Consider the following 26,320-nt stretch of genomic DNA (forward strand, 5'->3'; position numbering starts at 1 on the left):
CTAAGGTAAGAAATAATGGATTTGGAATATTGAATTTTTCACGCCGACTCCTCCTCGTTAGCGGCTAAAAACAACTTCGTTTTCGAGTAGGGGAATTTCTGCCAACGGTTACGTATTGGCGATGGTGGGGCATTTGAAAAACGTCAGCCCAACATTTGCACTAATGCCCGATAGAAGCACAAATGTTGAATTTATAACTATCAGCCCCACTATTGCCAATACGATGTTGGTGGCTGGGCTTCTTTCAAAAGAACTCGTCTAATAATATATAAAACTCTATTTTATTTTTGTTTGGCTTATCAAGTCCATATACCTTGTAAAATATGTCAACCATTTCTGGTCTAAAATTATCTCGTATGTTTCTAACAGCAAGTGCAATATCTTGATATTTATCTGTTATACCTCCATTGCCAATGTCTATAAAACCACTTAAGTTATGATTGTCAAAAATTAAGTTGTCAAAACAGTAATCTCCGTGTGTAAACACTAATTCATAGTCTGATGGCTTTATGCTTAATAATTTCACAAATAGTTCTTCGGGGCTGTAAGTTTGATTTTCGGGTTGTAAGTCTGTAAAATCAATTAACCCACTATCTAAATTAAATCTTGCTTTTGAAATTTTCAAGTCAAGGTGTTGAACCAACGCAGTATTGTCGATTTTCAAAGAATGAAGTTTTTTCAATGATATTGCATATTGCTTAATAATTTCTTCAGTTTCTATTTTATCAAAATAATATTCAAGAGTTTTTCCTTGCAGTTCCGTCATACATAACAATTCAAAGTCGCTTAATTGTTCATAAAAAATAATCTTAGGAACTGGAATTTTTCCGTCAAGCCATGAATAATTTTGATAATCGTATTTGAGGTTTACATTATGGTTACTATAAATTTGTTTTTTGAGAATAAAACTCTTTGATTCATCTGTCGTAACCCTGAACAATTCAGCATTTGTTGAACCACCTGAAATTTGTGTGGTAGTATAATTTCCAAAATATTTGTCAAGTTGATTTTTTACGTCTTTACTGATGTCCATTTGCTGTGTCTTTTAGCCTTGCCACCAACACTCAAATATACGCAGATTTTTGAAAGTACCAAGTATTTTTTAAAATAAATTAAATATATCGCGTAATGTATTGTTAAATAGTGAATTATATGTAAATTTGTATTGCGTATTATGAATTGTTTTACCATAATTCCGCCTAATTTATTGAGTTTTTAAGAAATTTTAACATATACAAAAAACGAAGCGTTTTGAATGATTTTGCTGATAAAAGATATAGTTTTTCCGTCGGCACCCACTATGGATCTAAAGTGATTTGGGTAAGTTTTGATAAGGATAAAGAGCTTATTAGCCACCTCAGATCGCAAACCAAAGCTCGCTGGTCGTCGACCCAGAAAAAATGGTACGTAGCTGATACCAGATCTCACCGCGCAATTTTCGGTCTTCCGCAAAAAATAACAGGTGAAGCTGTTTTAGCAAAAATCCATGTTATCAACTTACCAGAATTCACGCGTTTTCAGGAGCATCTGCTATTGAAAGGCTATAGTGCAAATACGGTAAGAACTTACAGTACAGAGTTTGCCCAGCTACTATCTGTATTGAAGGGAAATCCTGTGCAGGAGCTTACGCCCGAACGTTTGCGTTCTTATTTCCTCTACTGCCACGAAAAACTAAAACTCTCGGAAAGCGAAATCCACAGCCGCATGAATGCCGTAAAGTTTTATTTTGAGCAAGTACTCCACCGCCAAAAAATGTTTTTCGACATTCCACGCCCAAAGAAAAAACTGCTCCTTCCCAAAATGCTTAGCAAAGCTGAAATTAAAAAAATAATTGCGGCCCCAGAAAATCCCAAACATTCCCTTGTTCTGAAAGTATGTTACGGCATGGGTCTTCGTGTGAGCGAAGTGGTAGCGCTAAAACTTTCCGATATCGATAGTACGGAAATGCTGGTGCGCATCGAACAAGGGAAAGGTAAAAAAGACCGCATCGCAGTACTTCCGGAGAGTCTATTGCCTGAACTGCGGGAATATTATCTGAACTACCGCCCAAAGGTTTACCTTTTCGAGGGGCAGGAAGGCGGGGCGTACTCTGTACGGTCTGCACAGGCTGTTTTTAAAAAGGCGATGGAAAAGGCGGGTATTCGCAAGAAAGTTGGTATTCACGGCTTGCGCCACAGTTTTGCCACGCACTTATTGGAAACGGGTACCGATATTCGGTTTATTCAGGAGCTTTTGGGGCATAATTCCATTAAGACTACCCAAATCTACACCCATGTGACAGATCTGTCAAAATCTAAGATAAAAAGTCCGCTGGATTCTTTATAGATATTTTTAAAACGACTACCCCTTCCTATTTTCATCCTTTCTTTGAAAATAATCTAAACACGCGCATTCTTATCAATTCTTAGCAATTGATTAATGGTGAGATTCCTTACCTTTTCTTCTCAGTCCGCTTCCCATTTTCTCCTAGTTCCCTCCGACTCTCTTTCGCCATAACTCCAATATAAGTCCATTATAGGTCCAATATAAGTCCAATAGATTATTGGAGAAATAATAGATTTATAATGGATTTTTATTGTACCTTTATCGAAGTTAACTCCTTGTTGGTCAGCAGCAATATCCTTTAGTACTGGCTTGAAAGGAACGCTAACCTAACCCAAAAAAGAATCGTTATGGCAAATCTGAAGAAGAATGGCAACCTGAGTGGTGCAATCGGCAATATCGTTTTTGTGAATGATGGCAAACGCACCTTCGCACGGGTAAAACCGGATAAAGTAAAGCAAACGCCCGAAACTAAGGCTGCTGCAGGAATTTTCGGGTTGGTGAGCGCTAGAGAAAAAATGTTCCGCTTGCAACTATTGAGGATTTTGGGAATTCGTCCCTTACAATATTTTGCAGCCCGCCACCGCGCAAGAATCCGGAAAACCATTGTGGGAAATCCAGCTACCAATTCAGAAAACACCCCACAATTCGGGGATCCGCAAGGTTTAGCAGGATTCTCATTCAATCCAAAAATGGAATGGCAAAGCTGCACAAACTTTTTCCCGGAGGTTGAAAGCACTTCCACCACCGAAATAAAGGTTCATTTACCGGAAATCAAATGGAAAACCCAGATCATTCCTCCGAAAAACTGCAACTCCGCAGTGGTGACGCTATTTGTAATTTCAGCATACCTCAACAGCATCTATACTCCCGTAAGAGTACTTTCGTCCATAGAAATGAAGATCAGTGCAACAGATTCGTTTCCTGCTCAGGAATGGGTGATTCCGACCGATTCTGCGGAAGGATGGTTGCTCATGGTAGGTTGTGTGAAGTTTGCCTCAAAAAATCAACCTTTAATCGCGATGGACGAATTTTCAGCCGCTTATCTTTGGGCACAGCAAGTTGAAGGGTAAAGAAAATTTAGAGCTTGGATCACAATTCTCTAAACGTTATAAGAAAAAAGTTAAGGCTTGATTTTCACGATTTTATTTTCACGCATCACCACAACTTTGCTGTTATTTTTGCGCTTAAACTCGAGCATTTTTTCATAGGCCTTTTCAAGACCTTTTACAATTTTATCTCGTCTTTCAATATTACTTTCCTTTTTCATAGTATTTTCTTATCTGGTTGAATTCTTCTTCTCGAATGATTGATATTTGTTCCCCATCATTTTTTTCAGCAATTAATTTATGCTTCCCTTCTGAATTATCAAAAATCAAAAGTTGATCCACAATCGGAAGATAAATATTGAACAGATTAAGGATTCCATTATAATATCGTCTTTCAATAATATCGTCCGGAATATGATGACCTCCTTCTAAAACCCTTGTTTTTACACGTTCTTTAGCAAGTTCTGTATTTTTAAGCCAAAAGAAAAGTAACGTTACAAAGTATGCATTCTCCTGATCCTTTAGAATTTTTTCTTTATAGCTTTTAGTTGCTAAAGTAGTTTCAAATGCGAAATTTTCATTTTCAGAAAACAATTCATCAATACGTTTTAGCATAATTCTTCCCGCTTCAAAAGAAACTTTTTCAGGTTGAAAAGGTGATAAACCTCTTGCTATTTCGTCTGCATTTACAAATTCTTTACAATCTAAAATCTCAGGCAGAATAGTAAACGAGGCGGTCGTTTTACCTGCACCATTACAACCAGCGATGATATAAAGATTTTTTTCTTTCATTTCTACAAATGTAATATTATTTTTTCTTTTAATATTTCATCAAAATAATCAATATCTATCGCTTGATTAAATACCGAAAACCATCCGAAAATCACCAAAATACATTTAGAAATTTAGAGAATAATCGAGATACAAAAGCATGTTCTATTCAGTCCTCGAATTTACCAATTCCTCTTAGCTAATTTAAACATTGATATTAGAATTTTCAGCCGCTTATCTTTGGGCACAGCAAGTTGAAGGATAAAGAAAATCCGGAGTCAAGAAAACCACTTCTTCCCTACTCCGGATTTGTTTAAAATTAAAATTCGATTAATGGAGCGTCATTTTCACTACTCTGTTTTTCCCGGCAAGAACCAAGGTGTTTTCATCCATCCACTCACCAACAAAAAGTCCTTTTTCTTCTGAAATGGTAGTCCAGGTTTTCCCGAAATCGGTGGAAAGTTCAATATTTTGGTCTCCCACCGCGATGATGTCTTTCCCTTTAGATTTCGGGCGGAATTTCACATAGGTTTTGTAACCGCCATTCTTTCCTGATGCCTGAATTTGCCAGGTTTCGCCTCCATCGTGGGTGGTTGCGATATTGTTAACGTTTTCTGCTTGTTTGGTATAGTCGGCGCCCACTGCGATTCCGAAGTTTTTATCATAAAAATCGATGGAGTAAATTCCGGTTGAAGAGGTTCCTTGAACGAAAGGCGTTTCATAAACTTTCCACGTGAAAGGATGGCTCCAATTGAATTTGAAAATTCTGGATTTCATTCCACCAGTAGCGATCCATACCCAGTTTCCGTGCATTGCAATATTGCTATTGCTTGCTGCGAAATGCGCTTCACCAGGAAAATATTTTGGAAATTCAGTTTTTGGATTTTTGCGGGATTTATAGGTGAAAATTAAATTTTTACTGCTTCCATCTTCGTTGGGATCGCTAATTGCAATGCCACGATTTTTAACCTGGTCAAAAGCAAAAGCATCATAAAATACGGTTTTGGTGGTGTCGATCATGTTTAATTTAACCTTCAAATCACTTTTCTGTACGGTAAACCATTTTGCAGGAGTACCCACATTAATCGTGTAAAATGCATGTTTGGTCTGTGCTAAAGTTCGAAAATCCAGTTTTTCTGCAGTGATTCTCATTTGCATCTTGTCTGCAGTATCTTTCAAACTCACATATCCGAATTTGGAATCAGTACCGGAATACCATACTTTTCCGTCCCAAATCTGTAAGGCCCGAATGGAGATTTTATCGTGTAGTAACGTCTGGAATTGCACTTTTTGAGCAGCAACAAAACTGCAGTGAATGAGTACGAAAAAAACGAAGAATTTTTTCATAAAAGTGAGGTTATTAAAAACAAAAAAAAGAGGCCGCATCCAACTTGAAACGGCCTCTTTCTATCAATTATTTTTTGTTGTCTGTATCGATATCCACATCTTCCAATGGAATTTTTTCTGCTTTAAAGGTCTCGCCATAACCTTGTTTTTGAAGTTTTGAATGTCGCTTGCTGTAAAGGAAATAAATTACGAAACCAATAAGCAACCATGCGGTTGAGTACATTTTGGCTTCTCTACTAAGGTTGTAAATTAAATACACATTAATCAGAATTCCTAAAGTAGCAATCAGCGGCAATGCTGGAACTCTGAAGTTTCTTTCCACATTTGGTTGTTTCACCCGGAGTACCCATACTGCTAAACACACCATGGTGAAGGCGAACAAGGTACCAAAAGAGGTCATGTGTGCCAAATCATTAATCGGAGTAAGCGATGCGATAACCGCAATGATGGCTCCCAAAATCATTAAGTTTTTGGTAGGAACCCCTGTTTCACGGTTTACTTTAGAAAAGGTTTTAGGGATCAAACCGTCTTTCGACATCCCTAAGAAAATACGGGATTGGCCCATAATCATTACCATTAGTACTGAAATCAAACCAACAGTCGCCGCAATGGTGATGATATATCCTGCCCAAGCTTGTCCCGCAATATCGAATGCATAAGCCACAGGCGCTTTAATCGCGTCCGGATATTTGCCTAAAGGATTGAAGTCCGTATAATGCATCATCCCGGTAAGCACCAGTGAAACCAAGATATAGAGTATCGTACAGATCACCAGTGAAGTGATGATGGCAAAAGGAACATCCTTCTTCGGATTGATAGCCTCTCCCGCTTGGGTAGATACCGCATCAAAACCTACATATGCGAAAAAAATCGCAGACGCACCCGCTATAATTCCCCCATAACCGTACGCCGAATGGGAGACCCCGTTCTCGGTAATTACAGTCGCTTCAGGGATAAATGGCGTCCAGTTTTCAACATTAATAAAGAAAAGTCCCGCTATAATTACAAAAATAATCGCAGAAACCTTCATGATGACAATCATATTATTGGCTTTTGCTGCTCCTTTGGTTCCTCTGATCAAAATAGAAATAACAAATAAAACAATGAGCAAGGCAGGAAGATTTAGAAAAATTTTCATATCGAAAATTTCCGGAGCTGCATTGAAATTATTGATAGTTTCCTGAAAAGCCAGTAATTTATCGGTCGGAAGATTGCCATTCGCGATCTGTCTGGTCGCTTCACCGAAAGCTTTTTTAGCAGTTCCCGGATCGGTGGTCATCCAATACGGCAAATGCAACCCAAACATCTTAAGCAATTTGGCAAAATAGCCCGACCACGAAACCGCTACCGTCATGGATCCCATCGCGTATTCCAGGATCAATCCCCAACCGATAATCCAAGCGAAAATTTCGCCCACGGTTCCGTAAGCGTATGCATAAGCCGATCCTTCAACCGGGAGAATAGAGGCAAATTCCGCATAACATAAGGCCGCGAATACACAAGCTATACCTGCTACAACAAAAGAAAGCGCCAAGGCCGGACCTGCATTGTAATAAGCTCCTGTACCGGTAAGTACAAAAATTCCTCCTCCAATAATGGCTCCGATACCAATTGCGGTAAGACTCCATTTTCCAAGAACCCTTTTTAATTCACTTTTTTTAATGTCCGCTTCATAAGCTTCCATTGGTTTTTTTATCCAAATATTCGCCATAGCTTTTAAATAATATTATTCTTTTTTAAGATTTTCAAAAATATAAAAATTTGGTAATGATTAACTATTTTTCGTCACTTTTCTTTTTTAAATCATCAATTAACCCCTTTAGTTTTCTGATTTTCATAGAGAAATGGCAAATGAAACAGCTCGCATGCATTAGAAAATAAAATATTTATCTTTGAAAGCATGAATTTCTACGAACTTTTTCTGTTGCCTTACGAGTCTTATGAACCCTACCAAATCATCTTGGAAGCGGTTGCTGCTGTTTTCGGTTTGCTGAGTGTGTATTTCTCCATCAAAAAACATATTTGGGTTTACCCGACCGGGATTATCTCTACGGCTTTGTATGTGTATATTTTGTTCAAATTCGGGCTTCTGGGCGATATGATGATTAATTTTTATTACACGGTAATGAGCATTTATGGTTGGATACTTTGGGCAAAAAGTTCGGAAGATCATGTTCATGTGGAGGTATCGTGGACTCAAAAAAAGGAATGGGTATTCGCATCGGTACTTTTTTTCTTGAGTTTAATCCTCGTTACGATGGTGTATTATTACAAACCTTTTATCGATAATCATTTCTCGATGAGCAACGTAACGCTGGGTCTTGATCACCTCGATTGGGCGAACTGGCTGGATGTTTTCACCACTGCGGTTTTCCTGGTCGGAATGTGGCTTATGGCAAAACGGAAAATTGAAAACTGGATCTTCTGGATCATTGGCGATTTCATTTGCATACCGATGATGATTTACAAGGGTTTAGGCATTACTTCGGTACAGTATTTGGTATTTACAGGTATGGCCATCATGGGCTATTTTGAATGGAAAAAAAATAAGAACACCAACAACATCTAAAACAATGAAAAATTTAATAAAATACGTCGCCGCATTCGTCCTCTTAGCAGGTCTAACTTCTTGTGTTGCCTATACAGACGGCTACGCAACCAACAACAATCCGTACTATGACGCCTATTACGACAACGGATATTATTATGCGCCACAATCGTACTACGGACAAGGTGGATATTACGGAAACGATGGTTACTACTATCGCCAAAACATGAACTACTACTACGATAATGGGGTACCCTATTATGTAGGACAAAATAACCGAAGAATCTATGTTGTGAGACAAAATTACAACGGAACAGGAAGCAGCAATACCAACACTGCAACCTTCCGAAACAATAGCCAAACGCTTCGTAATAATAACCGAAACACCACTACGAACAACAGAACTGGAAATAATTCCAACAGTGGTTTCCGCAGCAATACGAACAACAATAGAGGAACAACTAACAGCAATACTCCTTCTTCAACGCCGGTAACCCCTAGAACATCTACAAATCAGGGAGGTTTCAGAACAGGCACAACGGAGGCGAAACAACCCTCTTCAACACCGGAAAACTCAGTACGGAATAATTCCAATAACTCCGGATTCAGAGGTGGCAACTAAAAAATAACGAGAGAGAGCTTTCAACATGAAAGTTCTCTTTTTTTTTCTAAAAATTATTGAATATAAATTGATTCAAAATATCGTAATTTTGTCGGTTCAAATTTTCATGAGATGGAATTCTACAAATACCAAGGCACAGGAAACGATTTTGTAATGATCGACAACCGCGACCTGCAGTTTCCCAAAGAAAAAGAATTAATTGAACAACTTTGCGACCGGCGATTCGGCATTGGTGGCGACGGCTTAATCCTCTTGGAAACGGATCCAAACGCAGACTTCAAAATGGTGTATTACAATTCCGATGGAAACGAAAGTACCATGTGCGGAAATGGCGGCAGATGCATCGTTGCTTTTGCCCACTTTCTCGATATTTTCGAAGATAAAACCCAATTTCAGGCAATCGATGGAATGCATGAAGCGGAAATGCACAACGGCATCGTAAAACTAAAAATGATTGATGTAGACCGTATCCTTCAAGATGGTGAAAATTCCGTATTGAACACAGGTTCCCCACATTTTGTTCAGTTTGTAAAGGATTTAAATCACTATAAAGTTTACCAACATGGTAACGAAATCCGAAATTCAGCGACTTACCAAAAGGAAGGAATCAATGTGAATTTTGTAGAGCAAATTTCCGATGATGAAATCTTCGTGAGAACCTATGAGCGCGGCGTAGAGGATGAAACCTTCAGTTGCGGAACCGGAGCAACGGCTGCAGCATTGGTGTTTTTACAAGATAAAAGCCAAAAAGCTGTACAGGTAAAAGTTCTCGGTGGAAAATTGAAAGTATATGCAGATAAACAAGGAAATTCCTACCATAATATTTGGCTCGAAGGTCCTGCGAAACAAGTATTTAAAGGGAAAATAAATATATAATTTTTTTCCTAAGCATTAAAAGACAGACAATTAAACTATGAAAAAAGGCGCATCCGTTTTTGCAATTTTCGCCCTCATCATCATTCTTATTGGTGTTTTTTTCGGCTACCAATATTATAGCAAATATTACGGCAACAACGTGGAAAAAGAAGGTTATATCCACATTCCGCACACCGCCAACTTCGATGCTATTGTGGATTCTATTTCGCCCTATTTAAAAAACAAAGAGCAATTTGTGCAAGTAGCGAAAAGCAAAAGCATGAACCACTACTTCAAAGCGGGGCGCTATCGAATTGTTTCCGGAACCAGCAACACGAATTTGGTAAACATGATAAAAGCCGGAAACCAAACCGAAAACACCTACCGCATCGGCGATTTCGGAGATGTGTACCAAATGGTGGGGCGCGTTACCCGAAAAACCGAACTCGACTCTCTGAGATTTGTGAGAGATTTCAATGAAATTGCTGTAAAGAAAGGTTACAATAATGCGGAAGATCTTAAAAAATATTTCTTTATCGATACCTACAATTTCTTCTGGACGGTAACTCCAAAGGAATTCTTCAAGAAATTTGAAGACGATTACAATGAATTCTGGACCGCCGAAAGAAAAGCCAAAGAAGCCCAAAGCGGACTCACCAGAGATCAAATTTATGCTCTCGCTTCCATTGTTTACAAAGAATCCGGAGGAAAACCCGACGAGCAAAAAACAATTGCCGGACTTTACCTGAACCGTTACAGAAAAGGCATGAAACTACAAAGTGATCCCACAGTGATTTATGCCATCAATAAAGATTCAAACTTCACTACACCGATCAAAAGGGTACTTTATAAACACTTGAAACATCCATCTCCTTACAATACGTATGCGAACGCGGGAATTCCGCCGGGACCGATATGCGTAACCGACAAAAGTTCTGTGGACGCGGTATTAAACGCTGAAAAGAACAATTACATTTTCATGGCAGCAGATCCGAACCGTTTCGGGTTTCACCGCTTCACCGCAAGTGATGCTGAACATGCAAAAAATGCACGCGATTACCAGGAATGGCTGAACTCCAAAAACATCAAGTAAAAAACTTTCAACAGTTTTTAAATTAATAAAATTTTAACGGCAACTAAAGCATTGTTTACTTAACCCGCTTCCATTAAAATCATCAATAGAAGTATAAACTAAAGATATGACAGACAGAATTGAGATTTCATCAATTATTAGAAAAAGAACTTTAGGACTCGTATTCGTCCTTGGAGCTGCAAGTTTAGCTTTCGCACAACAGAAAGTAAACGTCTCCGGAAAGATTGTTGACAAACAAAACCAGCCGGTTCCTTATGCTTCGGTTAGTTTCAACAACAAAGCGAGCAAGCTCAATAGCGATGCTACTTTAACCGATGAAAAAGGTGATTACAAACTCGATTTGATGCCCGGAAACTACGACATCATCATCGAGGCCATCGACTTTAAAAAATCAACCCTCAACAGACAGATTACCGCAGCGGGCAACTTGGGAAATTTTTCAGTGGAAGCTGAAGCTGCTGTAACCAATACCAAAACGCAAGACATCCAAGGAGTGGTAATTACTGCGCAAGCCGTAAAACCTTACCGCGTGGAAATCGATAAAAAAGTGTACGATCCTTCCCTCGACATCGTGGCGAAAGGTGGAAACCTACAGGATGTTTTGGCAAACGTACCTTCAGTGGATGTGGATACCGACGGAACAGTTTCTATGCGTGGAAACTCCAATGTTCGTTTCCTCATCAACGGGAAACCTTCTTCCATGCTCGGAATTGATGATGGTGCGAATGCTTTACAATCAATCCCTGCCGACCAAATCGAAAGAATTGAAGTGATTACCAATCCTTCTTCCAAATACGAAGCCAGTGGAACCGCTGGAATCCTGAACATTATCTTGAAGAAATCTAAAAAAGTAGGTTTCAACGGAAGTGTAGAAGGAACTTTAGGTTATTTACCAAATACCCGTTTGAACACCAACCTCAGCTGGAGAAAAGGCGCCTGGACTTACTACATCAACGGTGGTGGTGGCTACAACAGAAACAAATCGAAGAACAACTCCGATTTCAATTCTTACCTCGATCCGCAGACTTTGAATGATGGTTTTTCAATGAGATCCGTGCAGAATGGAATTAATGAAGGTGAAAATAAAAGCTACAATGTAAATACCGGTTTTGTGGTAGATGTAACCGATAAATCGACCTTGAACGCGTCCGTAATGTTCAGAAATTTTAATAATGAATCCACCGGACAAACCGATTATTTCGACAGTGTTATCATTAAAGACAGAAACGCAACCGGATATCCAAACGTACCTTATACTCTTCAGGAGCAATACACCAATCGGTTGAATACCGGAACCAATGTCAATAATTCCTTCCAGGCAGATCTTGGTTTCGAACAAAAAATTGGCGATAAAGGGCAGTTGCTTTCCTTAGCGACCAGCTACCAAAAAAACAAAAGCGACGGAACATCATTAATCACCGAAAATGGTTACGATAATGAATTAGATGTAGCAACCAACACGATCAACAACATCCAAACCGTATCGGAAAACAGTACTTTCCTCGCGAAAGCCGATTACGAATTACCAATCGGAGAAGCTTCAAAATTAGAAGCCGGGGCAAGATTTGATTCCAATAAAAATGATTACGATTACTACGTAGATCAAAGCCAAAACAACGGACCTGTAAGTGTTTTGCCTAATTTTACGAGCAATACATTCTACAATGAAAATATCCTTGCAGGGTATTCACAGTTCAAAAGTAAGATAGAAAATTTCGGATATCAAGTCGGTTTAAGAGCGGAAAGCACGAATATTAACGTTGATTTCCAAAGAGTTAGCGATGCAGAAAAAAAGAATGTAGAAAAGAATTATCTAAAATTTTTCCCAAGCGTATTTTTAAGTTACGATTTAGGCAAAAACAATCAATTATTGTTGAATTATTCCAGAAGAATCAACCGCCCAAGATCTTTCTTCTTGATTCCTTTCATGTCGTATAACAACAACAGAAACCTGTTTAGCGGTAACCCGGATTTGAATCCTACCTACGAAAATTCTTTCGAATTGGGATACAGTTTATCGAAAAGCAAATTTTCCCTTAACCCAACTTTATATTTCAAAAAGTCGGAAGATGAGGTGAATATGTTCCAATACAGTGGCTTGAATGATCAAGGAAATACCGTACTCTACACCATGCCGGTGAACGCTGGAACAGAAACCCAATATGGTTTAGACTTGAATGCGACCTATGACCCATTCAAATGGTGGAAAATTATGGCAAGCGCAGATGTTTTCGGATACAAAAACGAAGGTTCTTATGAAGATTTTGATTTCTCCGGTGATGGTTTTTCGAGCAGATTCCGTTTGACCAATACCTTCAAACCAACCAAAACCACAAGTTTCCAAATCCAAGGTTTCTACCGCGGTGCTCAGAACACAGTTTCTACGCAGAGAAAAGCTATGTATGCTGTAAATTTAGGAGCCAGCCAAACGATCTGGAAAGGCAACGGAACCATCTCTTTCAATATTCAGGATATCTTCAATACCCGTTCGAGAGAGAGTTTAGTGACCACCCCATCCTACTCGCAGTATAATTATATGCAGTGGCAACCGAGACAGTTTAGCGTGTCGCTAAGCTACCGTTTCAAACAAGGTGACAAAGTGGAACAGCCGAAACGCAAAAAAGACATCAACAACAACGCTTCCGGCGACGAAGACCAGGTACCGATGTAACAATACCGATCCCTCGATCAACCCAAAAAAATCCGGCTACAGTGTCGGATTTTTTTTGGTTTAAAGATTTTCAAAATTTCAATATTAAACCCCAACCGAATTCAAAAAGAGAGAGTTCATCAATAGCATCGGGCTTTAGCCCGACATAAAAAACCCAAAAACAAAATCGGCTTTAGCCAAAACCTACTGGAAATCCCATCAATTAAAAATCACTTTTTTTTCCTACTTTTATCCAATAAAATTTCCAAATGATGAGCACTGCAGATTTAAAAATAGATTTAATAACCCAAATCGCCGGTATAACCGATAAAGTTCGACTGATAGAACTCATGCAGATGCTGAAGTTCGAATCAGAAAATTCCCCCTACATCACCAATGACGAGGAAAAACAAATCGTCGCTGAAGCAAGAACCCAAATCGCCAACGGAGAATCCATCTCCAACGATGATTTCCAAAATGAAATTCAAAAATGGCTAAACAAATAATTTGGTCGAGAAAAGCGCAAAACGAACTCCTAGAAATTCTAGAATATTGGGTCAACCGGAATAAATCCAACACTTTTAGCTTAAAATTGAATTTCCTTATTGATGAGCAACTAAAGCTAATTTTAGAATTCCCAAAAATCGGAAGGAAAACAGATATTGACAATGTTTACATTAAGTTGATTTATAAATACCTCTTGTATTATGAATTCCAAAATGGAGATTTACATATTCTTACCATCAGAAATGGAAGTAAAAATCCAGATACCTTAAAAATTTAAGAAAAACAATCACCCAAACCATCCGCCCATAAAAAAAGTCCGGTAAACCTACCGAACTCCTTTATTCTATTTTCCAATCGTTATACCGACCTAGATTCCAAATATTTCTGCCATTCCCACGTCGTGCGCAATGCTTCTTCCAAACTCGTATCGGCTTTCCAGCCCAATTCTCTTTCTGCTTTATCGGCGTTGGCATAAGCAATCGTGATGTCGCCTGCTCTGCGTTCGCAAATCTGGTAAGGAACCGCCACATTATTCGCCGTTTCATACGCTTTCACCACTTCCAAAACCGACGAACCTTTCCCCGTACCAAGGTTATAGATATCGATCACCGTTGCTTCATCAGAAGCAATCAGTTTTTGCAAAGCTTTCACATGGGCTTTTGCTAAATCCACCACATAAATATAGTCGCGAATCGCGGTACCGTCTTCCGTCGGATAATCATTTCCCCAAATATTCAGTTTTTCGCGAATTCCAGAAGCCGTTTGCGTAACATAAGGAACCAAATTATTAGGAACCCCAATTGGCAACTCGCCCAACAAAGCCGTCGGATGCGCACCAATTGGATTAAAATATCTCAACAACGAAATCTTTCTTTGATGAGCCGTTGCGAAATCTTTTAGGATTTCCTCGCCCATTTGTTTGGTTTTCCCGTAGGAAGATTCCGGCAATTTCAGCGGGGTTTCTTCATCAATTGGCATTTCATCAGCTTGTCCGTAAACAGTACAACTCGAACTGAAAATAAAATTGGAAATGTTTCTTGTTTTAAATTCCTGAAGAATATTAATCAATGAAAACAGGTTATTTTCGTAATAATCGATTGGCTTTTCCTGACTTTCTCCCACCGCTTTGAACGCAGCAAAATTGATGCATCCTTCGATATTATGCGCATCGAAAACCTGAGTGAGCAATTCTTTCCTCTTCAAATCAAAAGGATAAAATACAGGCTTTTTCCCTGCTATTTTCTCAATGTTTTCTAAAATAAACCTTTCCGAGTTGGATAAATCATCAACAATAACGACATCGAAATTGTTGTTTAAAAGTTCTACCACAGTGTGTGAACCGATATAGCCGAGTCCGCCGGTAACGAGTATCGTCATATTGTGTTTTTAAATATTCTTTGATTGCTTTTAAAGTTGAATGATCTACTATTTGAAGAATACCAAAACAGCATCAGTAATATATTTCAGTTGCTCTTCATCAAGTTCGGTATGCATCGGAAGCGAGATTACTTCACCTAAAAGTTTATCGGTGTTCACGAAATCCTTGTCGTCGCTGTCCTGAAAATAGGCTTTCTGTTTTCTAAGCGCAACCGGATAATAGATCATCGCCGGAATTTCTTTTTCCGCTAGAAAAGCCTGCAATTCGTTGCGTTTTCCATTCAGGATTCTTAACGTATACTGGTGAAAAACATGGGTGGAATTCTCCGCTTTTTTCGGGGTTAAAATATTCGGATTTCCGGCGAAGGCTTCATCATAATAATCCGCAGCTTTTCTTCTTGCTTCGTTATAACTATCCAAAAGAGGCAATTTTTTTCTAAGAACGGTCGCTTGCACACTATCTAAACGTGAGTTCACGCCCACTTCATCGTGGTAATATCTTTCGTACATTCCGTGGTTTACAATTCCGCGAAGTTTGTGCGCCAACTCATCATCATTAGTAAAAATAGCACCGCCATCGCCGTAGCATCCCAAATTTTTGGAAGGGAAAAAAGAAGTTGTTCCCATCACACCCATGGTTCCGGATTTCTTTACAGTTCCGTCTTCAAAGGTAAAATCAGCGCCGATCGCTTGTGCGTTATCTTCAATTACGGCGAGGTTATGTACTTTGGCAATCTTCAAAATCTCTTCCATATTGGCACACTGTCCGAAAAGATGCACGGGAATAATCGCTTTCGTTTTTGGCGTAATCGCAGCTTTCAATTTCTCTGGATCGATGGTGAACGTATCATAATCCACATCCACCAAAACAGATTTCAGTTTCAGCAAATGAATAACTTCTACCGTTGCTGCGAAAGTGAAATCAGCGGTGATCACCTCATCGCCTTCTTTTAAATCAAGCGCCATTAACGCGATTTGAAGCGCATCGGTTCCGTTCGCACAAGGAATTACGTGTTTTACATCGAGGTATTGTTCCAATTCATTTTGGAAAGATTTCACTTCGGGACCATTGATGAACGCTGCTGAATCTAGTACATTCAAAACGGCATTGTCGACATCAGCTTTTATTTTATAGTATTGACTTTGCAGGTCAACCATCTGAATTTTTTTCATAGGTTTTTCTATTTTTTTTTTAATCGGTTACCTTTCCTGTTGGGTTAGGTTTCTAAAAAAATATTTGCTCAAATTTAAGAAAATTAAATTTTCAGGGAAATTAAAACTCCTTTTGTTTTCATAATTGATCGCAAAGTAGCTTGAAGTTGGATTAATTATTGACATTATTATCATAAATATTTTTATAACAAATTAAGAAATAATCAGTTCCAAACAGATTCGCTCTAATTAATTGAAACATATTTATCAAATGAATAATTATCTTTCAGTTTTTTCCTAATTTTGTTAAAATTCATCAATCTTATTTTTTATGAAAAAAATATTATCTTTTTTTATCTTTTTTATTTTCGTGTTGGTCAGCGCGCAAACCGAACTTGTTTTTGTATTCTTTAAGGATAAGCCAAATAAAGCTGCTTTTTATGCTAATCCGCTTTCCGAACTTTCCCAGAAATCACTCGACCGACGCACAAAATACGGCATCGCGCTGAATGATCAGGATGCGCCGCTGGAACAGTCCTACGTTCAAAATATCAGGAATCTTGGCTTAACGGTAACCGATTATTCGAAGTGGATGAACGGAGTTGCGGTAAACGCCACTGCTTCGCAAATCGCTTCGTTACAAGCTCAAAGTTATGTTCAATCAGTAGAAAGTTTTATCAAACATCCTGCAGGAGGAAAACAAGGCGTAAAAAAATCGGATAAATTTGAGGTTTTCAATAATACCTTCGGGAAAACCGAATTCAATTACGGAACAGGACTTTCTCAAATTAACCAAATCAATCTCCGTCCGCTACACGTTGCCGGATATACCGGAGCAGGAGTAACAATTGCCGTTATCGATACCGGATTTCCGAGAGTGAACACCGGATCTGCTTACGCGAGAATCCGCAACAACGGACAAATTAAAGGTGGCTATAATTTCGTGAACAAAAGCACTGATATTTACAATACTTCCTTAAACAACCATGGTTCTTACTGTTTAGGAGTAATCGCAGGCTATATTGATAACTCATATGTTGGATCTGCTCCAGATGCTGATTTTTACCTTTACGCATCAGAAGACGCTGCAAATGAGATCCCGGAAGAAATGATTTATTGGGCAGAAGCTGCTGAAGAAGCCGACAGAAAAGGCGTTGACATCATCACAACTTCTCTTGGATATTACGATTTTGATGACAGCCGCTACAATTTACTGTACTCTGATATGGATGGCAGCACTTCTTTTATCGCAAGAGCTGCACATATCGCAGCTGAAAAAGGAATTTTCGTTCTTGCAGCAGCCGGGAATGAAGCTCAAAATTCCTGGCATTACATCATTACACCTGCTGACAACGAAAAAGTTTTCACCATCGGTGGTGTAACTGCTAGTGGCGCGAGTTCTTCTTTTTCATCTTACGGGCCAAATGCATTAGGCCTCATTAAACCTGACGCAAGCGCAAGAGGAACCAGTACCGCAATGGCTTACAATAACAGCGCAACCACAAGCAGCGGGACTTCCTTCGCTACTCCACTTGCAGCGGGCGGTGTGGCGTGTCTGTTACAAGCGGTACCTACTAAACCTTTAGATGATGTGAAAGATATTTTAAGACAAAAATCATCATTATATCCAAACCATACCGACCCGATGGGCTACGGAATTCTGAATTTCGGAGCATCGCTTACTGAAGCGCAATTAGCGACAGCAAACGTTTCCAAATCTTCAATTAAAATCTATCCGAATCCTGTAACAACAAGTTTCAAGATTAACACATCTGAGAAAATTATTTCGGTAGAATTGTATGATGTTTTGGGCAGAAAATCTCAAAATCTTTCCAATGAAAAAAATCATAACATCGAAAAACTCACTAAAGGAATTTATTTCTTAAAAATAAAAACTGATAGAAATGAGTACATCGAGAAACTCATTAAGCAGTAAAAATCAGCTTTAATCGGTCATCGTTTTAATGTTATTATATTGAAAATTAGTTACTTATTATTCTTTATTTGGATGTAATCTTAATATAAATTATGATCACTATTTTTTATACATTTTGAAAATATAATAAAAAAAATCCGTCTCACTTAAAATTGCGAGACGGATGATATAATTTTATTCTGATTATTTTAACTAACTACGCTTTATTTCTTAACTGTAGCAGTCTTTACTTCATCATTCTTTCTATTTTCCAAGCCATCTTCAGGCATTAATGTAGCAATCCCTCTATTTTTTGTAAGATATTTTTTTGCCACATTATGCAAATCATTTACTGTAAGTTCTTTTACTTTCTCTGGATAGTTAAGAATGTCATATTGATCACTGCCATCCAATTGATTCCTAGACAGTGCATTCACCCAGTAATTATTGTCTTTAAGGTTCGTTTTGTAATCATTGATCTCCCCTTCTTTATATTTATCCAAGTCTTTTTGTTCAGGACCATTATCGATCAATTTTTGGAGTTCTGCAATTGCACTTTTTGTCAGTTTATCCGCATTTTCAGGGCCACATGGGAAGCTTATACTAAAAGTATAATTACTGAACGGAACTTTGGTCATGGTACCTCTTGCTCCACCGCCGTAAATTCCACTCTCCTCTTCTCTCAATTTTTCAATAACTTTAATAGTAGCCACTTCACCTAAAGCAGAAAGTGCCAAAGCTTCTTTTTCGTTATATGGAGTTTCACCTGAGTAAACGATTTGCACCATACTCTTGGGATCTTTACCCTTTTTATAAACTTTGGTGAAATCTCCGCCGATTGATCTATAACCGGTATCTTTAAAGCTAGAAGTTTTTCCCGTACTTGGTAAACTTGCTACATATTTTAAAATTTCATTTTTAAACTTGCCTTCATCAATATTTCCTGCAAAATAGAAGTGGAAATTTCCTGCATTCTCAAACTTTTCTTTATAAATATCATATGCTAGTTTATAGTCAGTTGCCGCCCAATCTTTCTCCATAGGAATAACCCCTACAAATCTTGGATTTTTCTGATTTAGAAATTTAGCATGTTCACTAGAAAAATAAAACTGAGGATTTGAAAGTAAGTTGTCCAACATGGCAGACTGCTTAGTTTTAAAAGCATTGAATGCTTCTGGGCTGTAATTCAAACTTGTAAAATAAGCATACATCAACTCCATCGCTGTCGGAAAATCCTTTTGAGTCGTTTTACCGTTTATTCCTTCGGTAAGATTACTTATATTAGGCGTTACCGAAACTTGCTTCCCAGCAAGATAATTAGTGAGATCAGTCTTTGAAAAACCACTTACACCAGCTTCAGTAAGGGCGGGAAATGCAAATTGTGTTTTTCTGAAATCATTATCATTAATAATGGAATTTCCTCCTAAACTCCTTGCTGAAAATACAATTTCATCATCTTTAAAGTCTGTTTTCTTAAAGGTAACTTTTGCACCATTGCTAAGCGTCCAAGTCGTTGTTCCCAATTTCTCATCGGTTTCTGTTTTTACGATTTTACCTTCGGATTTAAATGGCTTTACCAGATTTTTGATGGATGCTTTTTCTTCATAAGGTTTAATATCTGCCATCTTTACGGATTCAAAGGTATTGAGAACCATTGCTTCTGTAGGCATTTTCACATTATCCTTTTTGGGACCGGTAATTACAATAACTCGGCTGTCATCCTTCACAAATTTTTTGATAATATCGTTGGTTTGTGCTAAAGTTACACTTGGCAGGAAGTTTTTGGTATCTTCATATTCCCAAGTAATTCCCGGCATTGGCTCCTGCTCCAAAAAATTCCTTACATATTCGTCCACAAGCATGCTACTTTCTGTCTTATCTCTATTGTTATAAGATCTTTCGAGGTTCGATAATATTTGTGATTTCGCTCTGTCAAGTTCAGATTGGGTAAAGCCAAATTTTTTGGCTCTTTCTACTTCTGTTAGTAGCACATTCAATGCATTTAATTGGTCTCCTTCTTTGGTCAATGCAAATCCTTGGAAAGCTTCTTTTGTTCTTGCATAAGTTCCGCCATGGTAAACAGATCCAAAGGTGAAAGGTGGATTGTTTGAATTGATCAACTCTCTTAATCTGTTATTCAACATTGTAGTTGCCAAATTTTTGATCAAACTCTCGTTGTATTGTTCAACTGTCACATCCGGTTTATATCCTTCCGAATCTTTCATAATAAACTGAACCATTGAATTTGTTGCGTCAGGATCTGTTTCTATCGCAACTAATGTTTCTTTATGATTAGGCAAATCAAATACCTTTCTTTCTTTTGGTTTAGACGGATTTTTGTATTTGCTGAAATTATCTTTTATCTTTTTTTCAATTTCATCCACATTGATGTCACCCACCACCACAATTGCCATTAAATCTGGTCTGTACCAATCTTGATGAAATTTTCTGATCACCTCCGGCTTAAAGTTTTCCAACACTTCTTTTTTACCGATTGGAAGCCTGTTAGCATAATGAGAATTGTAAAGTAATTTAGGTAAATATTTATCTGACATCCTTTTATCAGCTCCCAATCCTAACCTTAATTCTTCTAAAACTACCCCTCTTTCTTTATTAATCTGCTCATCAGAAAGAATTGCATTAAAAGCCCAATCTTCCATTACTTTAAGACCAGCATCAAGATTCCCTGGTTTATCTAAAGGAACAGGAAGCATGTACACCGTCTCATCAAAACTGGTATAAGCATTAAGGTGCTGTCCGAATTTAACTCCTATAGATTGTAAAAAGTCGACCAATTTATTATCAGGAAAGTTTTTAGTTCCATTGAAGTTCATATGTTCCATGAAATGAGCAAGCCCTCTTTGATTCTCATCTTCTAAAATCGATCCTGCGTTGATGGCCAATCTAAAATCCACTTTCTTCTCAGGAAGTGTGTTTTTTTTAATATAATACTTCATTCCATTGGAAAGAGTTCCTATTCTTACAGAAGGATCTGTAGGAATATTCTGAGCGAAACCGTTCGTAGCCATCAAGAAGATAACCACAAAAGAAGATAACATTTTCTTCATACTTTTATTCTTTTTTTTGTAAATATATCAATTATAATTTGTAAGACAAAAGGTTTTAATCTTAATTAATGTTAAACTTCCGTTAAAAATTACATTTGATATTTTCACAAGAAAAGAAACGAGATCTATGGAAATCCACCCCAAATATCCCTTATTAAAGAAGAATGAATTAAATTTTACATTTCATTCTAAAGACATTTTTCAACTCCTCAAAATCTTTTCCATCGCTTTTCCTTTTGCCAATTCATCGATTAATTTATCCAGATATCGAACTTTTTGCATGATCGGATCATCGATTTCTTCTACTCGATGACCGCAAATGACACCGGTGATTTTCGAAACATTCGGGTTCATTTTTGGAGCTTGACTAAAGAAATTCTCCAAATCTGTTTTATCGTCGATGATTTTTTTCAGCATTTTCTCATCGTAGCCGGTGAGCCAGAAAATAATTTGGTCAACCTCCGCTTTGGTGCGGCCTTTCTTTTCAGCTTTTGCAATATAATATGGATAAACACTGGCAAAAGACATTCGATAAACGCGGGAATTATTGTTCATATTAAAATAATTTACGCCGAATTTCTACTTGCATTAATATTCCCGAACAAGGAACGCATCACAAGTTTTTCGTACGCTTCGAGATTTCCTTCTTTTTTCTGAATTTTCATTAAAGCATACTGTTGAATACTCAGTAGCGGAAGCACAATTTTCTCTCGGATTTTAACTGATTTTCTAGAAAGTGGATCTTCTTCCATCAGCATTTTGAATCCGGTAAGTTCCAACATCATGGATTTTGAAAGTTGATACTCTTCAAACAAAATATTCCAAAAACCGCCAAACTTCGCATTGTTTTTCATGTAATAAGTAAGCGGAAAATACGATTTATTCATGCTCATCATCGAGTTTAAAACCAAAGTTTTAAAGAAATCTGAACCTTTATAAAGCGCATGAACTTCATCAAATCTACCTTGATTTTTAAGCTCATTTAACGCAAAACCAAACCCGAAAAACCCGGGAACATTCTGTTTCAACTGGCTCCACGAACCTACAAACGGAATTGCACGCAAATCCTCGAATTTCAGTTCATTCGTACCACCTCTTTTGCTTGGTCGGCTGCCGATATTGGTTCTGCCATAATATTCTAGTGTACTCATCTCCTGCAAATACGGCACAAACATCGGATGCGCCTTCAAATCTGAGTATTTCTTGAAGCTAATTTCCGCCAATTCCTGAATAAGTTTTCTTTCCTTTTCAGTTAAATCTTTTTTTGAATTTTTAAAAACATCATTCTCTATTCCGGCAGTTAACAGTTGTTCGAAATTGTATTTCGCTTGATCTTTATTCCCAAAAACACTGGTAATCGTTTGTCCCTGAATCGTAAGTTCGATCTTGTTATTGGCAATAGTTTTCCCCTGAGAGGCGTAAAAATCGTGGGTTTTGCCGCCACCTCTTGCCGGTGGGCCGCCACGTCCGTCGAAGAAAATGACTTTAATATTGTTTTCATTAGAAATCTTGGTCAGCTGTTCTTTGGTTTCATAGATTTCCCAATTGGCTTTCAAATAACCGCCATCTTTAGTTCCATCGGAAAAACCGAGCATAATCGTTTGCGAATTTCCGCGTTTTTCCAAATGTTTTCGATAAATAGGAAGTTCATAGAGTTCTTTCATCACTTTTTCACCGGCATCCAAACCTTCCATCGTTTCAAAAAGCGGAACAATATCGATATTGATTTCCTCCTCTCGATAACCGCAAAGTCTGAACATTCCGAAGACATTCAAGACATCCTTAACCTCATCCGAATTGGAAATAATATATCGGCTGAGTCCTCGTTCGCCGTTTTTCTGTTGAATTTTTTTAATGTTGAAAATATTCTCCAAAGTATCTTTGGTAATGCCTTCGAAATCGTTGGGATCCAAGACGACATCGGTTTCCAGCAGCCACTTCAATTTTTCCTTCGTAGAAATATTTTCTGATGTAAAGCCTGCTTTTTTCACAATAATTTTATCGATTACCTGCTGATGAATACGGCTGTCCTGGCGAATATCGAGGGTTGCAAAGTGAGTTCCGAAAATCTTCACCCGATCCTGAAAATCTTCCAACAGATTTTTGAAAAGTCCGTTGTGTTGATCCATGAGGATTTTTTCTGCTTCTTTTAATCTTTTTAAAATTTGTACGGCACTGATATTCTGATCTCGAAAGATGGCTTCATAAAGTTCGTGACTCAAAGTTTCCAAAACTTCCGAAACTCCTCGGAAACTTAACCTTCTACGCAAATTTTTCAAATGAGCATAATAGGATTTCAAGATGGAAGAATAAAGTTCCTGCGCTACTTTCTGAGTGATTTCTGCGGTTACGAAAGGGTTTCCATCGCGATCACCTCCCGGCCAAAATCCTAACTGGAATATATCTTGGGGAGGAACAAAATGCTGATTGCCAAAGGTGTTTTTAATGCTACTATAAAGTTCGCCTATCGAATCATAATACACATATCTTAGGTAAAAAATGATGCTCATCGCTTCATCCAGCGGAGTGGGTTTCTCCCGATTCAGGAAAGGCGTTTTACCCAACTGTTGCAAAAGCATATCGATTTCCGTTACGGAATCTTTCATGATGGCTGAACGAAGATCATGCAAAATTCTTTGCACAGAATTCGGGTAAAACTGCGTGGGATGCGCTGTGAAAACGACTTTTATGGCAAAATCCTGCAATTTTTTTCGGGTTTCTTCCAATTGATGTTCTTGCACCGCCCGATCGTGGAGATGCGATAAAGTTCCGGCCTCATTCACAGAATGCAATTGCGGAAAAGCAGCGTCTTCAATACTGTCAAAAAGCACTACTTGCCTTTCGATATACTGGATAATTTTGAACAACAGTTCGGTTTTTTGTTCTTCGGAAACCAAATCAGTGTGTTTACCGAAAAACTCTTCTACAATCTCTTCCGGACTCAAACCTTTTTCGTAGCCGATCCTGCTTTCTTCATATAAAAAAGGGAGCAGCATGCCGATATTGGTCATTTTATCATAAGGCAAACTCATGAAAAGTGAGTTGTAGATTTGGAATTTGTTCTCGACGATTTGTCGGAATCTTTCTGTTTTTGCTTCGTTTTGCATAGAACAAATTTAGGTTTTTTAATGAATTTATATCGATGAATTTTAATGAAATTGATGAAAATATTGTATCTTCAATCTATGAAACGGTGTTTATTTTTAATCCTATTTGCATTTGCTTTTTCTTACGGGCAAAAAGGATTTGAAATTGCTAATCACCAAAAAACCGTGATTCCGTTTCAATTCATCAATAATTTAATATTTGTTCCTCTTAATATTAATGGAGTTGATCTTACTTTTCTGTTGGATTCCGGCGTGAACGAAACGATTCTTTTCAGCCTCGATAGCAAGGAAATTAATTTTAATGACATCGAAAAAGTGAAATTTTCCGGTTTGGGAGAAAGCCGAGACATCGAAGGATTGCGTTCGGATAACAACATCGTCAATATTGGCAAAGATTTCAAAGATTTCAACCATACCGTGTTTATTATTTTGGATGAAAGCATCAATTTTTCCTCTCATGTTGGGATTCCGGTGAATGGAATTATCGGTTTTCATTTTTTTAAAAACCATCCGGTGTCGATCAATTATCTCACCAAAAAAATCACCATTTTCCAAGACAATGCCCTTTTTGAAAAGAAAATAAAAAGACATACCGAATTTCCCATCACCATTGAAAGCAACAAACCTTACCTCATGACGGGCGTGGAAATGACTTCAACCCGCGTGGAATCTAAAATGCTGATCGATCTAGGAAATAGCGATGCAGTGTGGCTTTTCCCGAAACTCATCAAGGAATTTGTGTACAACCGCCCAAATATTGATGATTATTTAGGACAGGGTTTCAACGGGGATATTTTCGGAAAAAGAAGTAGGATTCACCGAATTTATCTTGGCGATTTTGCTTTTGAAAAACCATTAACTGCCATGCCCGATGAATATTCGATTCAAAATTTGAAGCTGGTTCCCAACCGAAAAGGTTCTATAGGAAGCGATACTATGAGGCGCTTTGAAGTAGTATTTAATTATCCGGAAAATAAGATTTACCTTAAAAAAAACAAACATTTCAACGATCCATTTCTTTTTAATAAAAGTGGATTAGACATTCGCCACGATGGGATGACCTGGGACAGAGATTTGGTTACCTTGCAAACCACCAAAAACAACCAGGTAAATGAAGGAGAAAATGTTTATTCCGCAAAAGAAAATTTCCAATATCATTTTGTTTTGAAACCCAAATATTCAGTCGCCGGATGCAGAAGAGAAGCACTCTGCTACGAAGCCGGAATTCGGAAAGATGATAAAATTATCAGTATCAACAAGAAGAAAGCGGGAGATTATACTTTACAAAAAATGAATGATTTAATGAAAGGTAATGATGGAACCGTAGTGAATTTCGAGGTTGAACGAGGTGGCCAAATCATGATATTTAAATTGATATTAAAAGATCCAATTCCTTACCAAGATGAAAATTGAAGAATCCGTTATAGACCAAATCCGGTCGCGTCCAAGGTTTAAAATTTACACCAAGATCAGCCGTGAAAAATATGTGGAGATATTGAAAGAATTTCTCAAAAATCAATCAGAACACTACACCGGAAACATCAATTCCGAAACGGCAACAATTATGGTTAAAAGTGATCACAGCAGCTATTGGAAACCTTGCTTATCACTAAGAACCGAACACGATTCCGAAGATAATAAGACTTTAATTCGCGGGATTTTTGGGCCTACAAGCGCCGTTTGGACATTATTTATGTTCCTTTATTTCATCGGAAGTATTTTATGGATGGTTTTCATCACGATGTGGTTTGTGGAAAGACAAATCAATAGCAACGATTTTCCTTGGGCACTTTCAGCGTCATTTGTCACCCTTTTTTTCTTGGCTTTAACTTATTTTGCTACTAAAATTGGACAATACCAAGCCAGAGAAGAAATGCGAAAACTTCGGGATTTTGCGGAGAAATCAATTCTACAATTTGAACATTAAAAACTAAAAT

22 protein-coding genes are annotated in these 26,320 nt (G+C 37.9%); 12 read left to right on the forward strand and 10 right to left on the reverse strand.

The window, feature by feature from the left end; translation table 11 throughout:
* Positions 1 to 244: 244 nt before the first annotated feature.
* The gene (locus AP75_RS11315; protein WP_051872746.1) at positions 245 to 1,033 is read right to left on the reverse strand and encodes an APH(3') family aminoglycoside O-phosphotransferase; all 789 of its coding nucleotides are present in this window, start codon (positions 1,031 to 1,033) and stop codon (positions 245 to 247) included.
* A gap of 218 nt (positions 1,034 to 1,251) precedes the next feature.
* Between AP75_RS11315 and AP75_RS11320 the strand changes: the two genes are divergently transcribed.
* A complete protein-coding gene (locus AP75_RS11320) occupies positions 1,252 to 2,325 on the forward strand; it encodes a tyrosine-type recombinase/integrase (protein WP_088264756.1) in 1,074 nt (357 codons plus the stop codon).
* A 347-nt stretch (positions 2,326 to 2,672) separates the two neighbouring features.
* Positions 2,673 to 3,395: a hypothetical protein gene (locus AP75_RS11325; RefSeq protein WP_088264758.1), complete on the forward strand. Its 723-nt coding sequence runs from the start codon at positions 2,673 to 2,675 to the stop codon at positions 3,393 to 3,395.
* Positions 3,396 to 3,445: 50 nt separating this feature from the next.
* On the opposite strand, the gene AP75_RS14480 is transcribed toward AP75_RS11325, so the two are convergent.
* The 4 genes from AP75_RS14480 to AP75_RS11340 form a co-directional block, all read right to left on the reverse strand.
* Entirely contained in the window at positions 3,446 to 3,592 is a 147-nt protein-coding gene (locus tag AP75_RS14480; RefSeq protein ID WP_164462382.1) for a hypothetical protein, read from the reverse strand.
* On the reverse strand, positions 3,576 to 4,163 hold the full coding sequence (locus tag AP75_RS11330) for a zeta toxin family protein (protein WP_031503904.1): 588 nt from the start codon (positions 4,161 to 4,163) through the stop codon (positions 3,576 to 3,578). The genes AP75_RS14480 and AP75_RS11330 overlap by 17 nt, the downstream gene beginning before the upstream one ends.
* Positions 4,164 to 4,472: 309 nt before the next feature.
* A complete protein-coding gene (locus tag AP75_RS11335; RefSeq protein ID WP_088264760.1) occupies positions 4,473 to 5,489 on the reverse strand; it encodes a WD40/YVTN/BNR-like repeat-containing protein in 1,017 nt (338 codons plus the stop codon).
* Positions 5,490 to 5,556: 67 nt separating this feature from the next.
* On the reverse strand, positions 5,557 to 7,200 hold the full coding sequence (locus tag AP75_RS11340) for an APC family permease (RefSeq protein ID WP_169711628.1): 1,644 nt from the start codon (positions 7,198 to 7,200) through the stop codon (positions 5,557 to 5,559).
* 189 nt (positions 7,201 to 7,389) lie between these two features.
* Between AP75_RS11340 and pnuC the strand changes: the two genes are divergently transcribed.
* The 7 genes from pnuC to AP75_RS11370 all read left to right on the forward strand — a co-directional run bounded on the left by pnuC (position 7,390) and on the right by AP75_RS11370 (position 14,041).
* Positions 7,390 to 8,058, forward strand: coding sequence for a nicotinamide riboside transporter PnuC (gene pnuC, locus AP75_RS11345; protein WP_031503908.1), 669 nt, complete (start codon positions 7,390 to 7,392; stop codon positions 8,056 to 8,058).
* Positions 8,059 to 8,062: 4 nt separating this feature from the next.
* The gene (locus AP75_RS11350) at positions 8,063 to 8,659 is read left to right on the forward strand and encodes a hypothetical protein (protein WP_088264778.1); all 597 of its coding nucleotides are present in this window, start codon (positions 8,063 to 8,065) and stop codon (positions 8,657 to 8,659) included.
* A 111-nt stretch (positions 8,660 to 8,770) separates the two neighbouring features.
* Positions 8,771 to 9,535, forward strand: a complete 765-nt coding sequence (gene dapF, locus AP75_RS11355; RefSeq protein ID WP_031503911.1) for a diaminopimelate epimerase — start codon at positions 8,771 to 8,773, stop codon at positions 9,533 to 9,535.
* 37 nt (positions 9,536 to 9,572) lie between these two features.
* On the forward strand, positions 9,573 to 10,607 hold the full coding sequence (gene mltG, locus AP75_RS11360; protein WP_088264762.1) for an endolytic transglycosylase MltG: 1,035 nt from the start codon (positions 9,573 to 9,575) through the stop codon (positions 10,605 to 10,607).
* A 106-nt stretch (positions 10,608 to 10,713) separates the two neighbouring features.
* Positions 10,714 to 13,278, forward strand: a complete 2,565-nt coding sequence (locus tag AP75_RS11365) for a TonB-dependent receptor domain-containing protein (protein ID WP_031503913.1) — start codon at positions 10,714 to 10,716, stop codon at positions 13,276 to 13,278.
* A 248-nt stretch (positions 13,279 to 13,526) separates the two neighbouring features.
* Complete coding sequence (locus AP75_RS14110; RefSeq protein ID WP_143755868.1) at positions 13,527 to 13,763, forward strand: hypothetical protein; 237 nt, start codon at positions 13,527 to 13,529, stop codon at positions 13,761 to 13,763.
* A complete protein-coding gene (locus AP75_RS11370; RefSeq protein ID WP_031503915.1) occupies positions 13,748 to 14,041 on the forward strand; it encodes a type II toxin-antitoxin system RelE/ParE family toxin in 294 nt (97 codons plus the stop codon). The genes AP75_RS14110 and AP75_RS11370 overlap by 16 nt, the downstream gene beginning before the upstream one ends.
* Positions 14,042 to 14,121: 80 nt before the next feature.
* On the opposite strand, the gene galE is transcribed toward AP75_RS11370, so the two are convergent.
* Together galE and AP75_RS11380 are read right to left on the reverse strand one after the other, a co-directional pair.
* Positions 14,122 to 15,141 (reverse strand): UDP-glucose 4-epimerase GalE, encoded by a 1,020-nt coding sequence (gene galE / locus AP75_RS11375; RefSeq protein WP_088264764.1) that lies wholly within the window; start codon positions 15,139 to 15,141, stop codon positions 14,122 to 14,124.
* Positions 15,142 to 15,189: 48 nt separating this feature from the next.
* Positions 15,190 to 16,314, reverse strand: coding sequence for a DegT/DnrJ/EryC1/StrS family aminotransferase (locus AP75_RS11380; RefSeq protein ID WP_031503917.1), 1,125 nt, complete (start codon positions 16,312 to 16,314; stop codon positions 15,190 to 15,192).
* 310 nt (positions 16,315 to 16,624) lie between these two features.
* Between AP75_RS11380 and AP75_RS11385 the strand changes: the two genes are divergently transcribed.
* Positions 16,625 to 18,229, forward strand: a complete 1,605-nt coding sequence (locus tag AP75_RS11385) for a S8 family peptidase (protein ID WP_088264766.1) — start codon at positions 16,625 to 16,627, stop codon at positions 18,227 to 18,229.
* A gap of 203 nt (positions 18,230 to 18,432) precedes the next feature.
* On the opposite strand, the gene AP75_RS11390 is transcribed toward AP75_RS11385, so the two are convergent.
* The 3 genes from AP75_RS11390 to AP75_RS11400 all read right to left on the reverse strand — a co-directional run bounded on the left by AP75_RS11390 (position 18,433) and on the right by AP75_RS11400 (position 24,383).
* The gene (locus AP75_RS11390; protein WP_031503918.1) at positions 18,433 to 21,276 is read right to left on the reverse strand and encodes a M16 family metallopeptidase; all 2,844 of its coding nucleotides are present in this window, start codon (positions 21,274 to 21,276) and stop codon (positions 18,433 to 18,435) included.
* A gap of 201 nt (positions 21,277 to 21,477) precedes the next feature.
* The gene (locus AP75_RS11395; RefSeq protein WP_031503920.1) at positions 21,478 to 21,831 is read right to left on the reverse strand and encodes a DUF2200 domain-containing protein; all 354 of its coding nucleotides are present in this window, start codon (positions 21,829 to 21,831) and stop codon (positions 21,478 to 21,480) included.
* A gap of 11 nt (positions 21,832 to 21,842) precedes the next feature.
* Positions 21,843 to 24,383 carry a phosphoenolpyruvate carboxylase gene (locus AP75_RS11400; RefSeq protein WP_088264768.1) on the reverse strand — a complete coding sequence of 847 codons (2,541 nt, stop codon included), beginning with the start codon at positions 24,381 to 24,383 and terminating at the stop codon, positions 21,843 to 21,845.
* A gap of 78 nt (positions 24,384 to 24,461) precedes the next feature.
* Between AP75_RS11400 and AP75_RS11405 the strand changes: the two genes are divergently transcribed.
* Entirely contained in the window at positions 24,462 to 25,796 is a 1,335-nt protein-coding gene (locus AP75_RS11405; protein ID WP_088264780.1) for an aspartyl protease family protein, read from the forward strand.
* A complete protein-coding gene (locus AP75_RS11410) occupies positions 25,786 to 26,310 on the forward strand; it encodes a hypothetical protein (protein ID WP_088264770.1) in 525 nt (174 codons plus the stop codon). The genes AP75_RS11405 and AP75_RS11410 overlap by 11 nt, the downstream gene beginning before the upstream one ends.
* The last annotated feature ends 10 nt before the right edge of the window (positions 26,311 to 26,320 follow it).

This window comes from Kaistella haifensis DSM 19056 (assembly GCF_000735695.2).
Classification (GTDB): domain Bacteria; phylum Bacteroidota; class Bacteroidia; order Flavobacteriales; family Weeksellaceae; genus Kaistella; species Kaistella haifensis.